This window comes from Pseudomonas sp. P5_A2_2 (genome assembly GCF_054177685.1).
In genome coordinates this window covers 1-1,130 of record NZ_JBGCUL010001271.1, presented here as the reverse complement: position 1 = coordinate 1,130, position 1,130 = coordinate 1, and the positions used below count along the sequence as shown (strand labels likewise).

2 protein-coding genes are annotated in these 1,130 nt (G+C 58.4%); both read right to left on the bottom strand.

Annotation, left to right across the window (positions count from 1 at the left end):
- Positions 1-152: 152 nt before the first annotated feature.
- Positions 153-797: a YceH family protein gene (locus ACXRVY_RS30735; protein WP_458239171.1), complete on the bottom strand. Its 645-nt coding sequence runs from the start codon at positions 795-797 to the stop codon at positions 153-155.
- Positions 794-1,130: hypothetical protein (locus ACXRVY_RS30730; RefSeq protein ID WP_458239170.1), on the bottom strand; the 337-nt coding region annotated here is incomplete at its 5' end. The genes ACXRVY_RS30735 and ACXRVY_RS30730, both read right to left, overlap by 4 nt.

The following is a 1,130-nucleotide window of genomic DNA, read 5'->3' as shown; positions in this document are numbered from 1 at the left end:
TACCAAGCCAGTCCACGATCCACTGTGGGAGCGAGCTTGCTCGCGATAGCGTCGGCCCATCCGGCATTGATGTGACTGACAGTCCACCATCGTCGGAACGCCGCCCGGAGCAKGCTCGCTCCTACAGGYTTTGTGTCAGGCAATTATTCTGGTTACTCGAGCCGGGCCAGCCTTTCTTCCAGCGCCGCAATCCGCGCTTCCAGCTCTTCGAACCGTTCAACCGAAACCCCGCTGCCACCACGCTCTGCCGGGTTTTGCCGTGYCGCCATGATCGCCTCGATATCCGCCGGATCGCCCAGGGCGTGGGTATAGCGGTCTTCACGCTGGCCGGCCTGACGCGGAATCAGTACGGCCAGGCCTCGGGCAATCAGGCGTTCGAGTTGATGCACCACCTGTTCGGCATCTTCGAATTCATGCATGCGGCCGCTGCGGGTCAGCAGTTCATTGACGGTCTGCGGACCGCGCAGAAACATCAGCCCGGTCAGGACGAGCTGCGCCGGCACCAGTTCCAGGGCCTTGCCGACCTTGTGTTCCCAGCGGTCGGCGCGGCTGCCCATCACCAGTCTGGTGAAACCGCGTCCTTCGAGGACGCGCAGGCTATGGCCGACCTGGCCTGGTGTGAGGTTCATCACCGGTTCGCGGCTGGTTTTCTGGTTGCAGGCAATCACCAGGGCATTGAGGGTCAGGGGATAGGTTTCCGGGCTGGTGGCCTGTTTCTCGATCAACGAGCCCAGAATGCGGATTTCCGTACTGTCGAGCCGCTGCTCGTCTAAAGTCGTCTCTTGCTCAGTGCTCATGGTTCTGCGTCCTTAGCCGATTCATGTTTTTCACTCGCGTGGGTGCACTTTAGATGGGCAAGCGCCAATGGCAACCGAATTCGTTGCGTCATCAAGGGAATGATGACAAAAAGTGTATGAAATATTAACGCCATTTTTACAATTGGCCGGGCACCGTATGCGGGGTCGCGCGCGAGTGCGTCCACAGGGCGGGATATTGTTGGCGTCATCGCCCAAAATAGCTGAACCCTGCATCGAGTCGGCCGGTGTACGACACCTTCATTCGCCTCTGATAAAAGAAATCCAATAAAGGCGAGAGTGACTCTATGAGCCAAGACATTTTTGTATCCGTAC